Origin of the sequence: Rosenbergiella sp. YN46, assembly GCF_036620675.1 — a bacterium.
GTDB lineage: Bacteria > Pseudomonadota > Gammaproteobacteria > Enterobacterales > Enterobacteriaceae > Jejubacter.
In genome coordinates this window covers 1-518 of record NZ_JAZHEE010000172.1, presented here as the reverse complement: position 1 = coordinate 518, position 518 = coordinate 1, and the positions used below count along the sequence as shown (strand labels likewise).

The window sequence follows — 518 nt, the reverse complement described above, 5'->3', positions numbered from 1 at the left end:
CAATACTAGAATGTGTTGATGTTGGAGTGCAAACAAACGCTACGTCAAATTCTTCTGATTCTAATAAAGAATCTAAAGACTCGTAGTGGTTTACGGAGTATTTTTTTCCAAATTCTTTACTCCTTTCTTTATCTACATCACAAACAGCTGATAAAACTTTTAATTCCGATAATACTCGAGCATGATTTTTACCCCAACCTCCAGTTCCAATTTGTGCAACTTTCATTCTAATACGCCTCTGTTAACCAATGAGAATATTTTTTGTTTTTATTCATTACCACTTCAGAATATGCTGACATTAAATTCTTGGTCACCTTTCCTAATTTTCCGGTGCCAATTTTTTTCTTGTCAATTTGTATGATAGGAGTAATTTCAGCTGCAGTTCCGGAAAGGAACATTTCATCTGCTTCATATAGTTCACTTTTAGGAATTTTTCTAATTGCGATCTTATAGCCTAAATCTTGCGCTAATTTGAAAATAGAATCTCTGGTGATTCCTTCCAGAGCAGAAGAACTTAT

The 518-nt window shown here is 33.8% G+C and carries 2 protein-coding genes; both read right to left on the bottom strand.

Annotated elements, in window-relative coordinates; all coding sequences use genetic code 11:
* Positions 1-226, bottom strand: a 226-nt coding sequence (locus tag V3W49_RS23100; RefSeq protein WP_500148325.1) for a Gfo/Idh/MocA family protein, incomplete at its 3' end; no start/stop codon positions are given.
* A gap of 1 nt (position 227) precedes the next feature.
* Positions 228-518 (bottom strand): aminotransferase class IV (locus V3W49_RS23095; protein ID WP_500148323.1); only part of this gene is annotated, 291 nt, incomplete at its 5' end.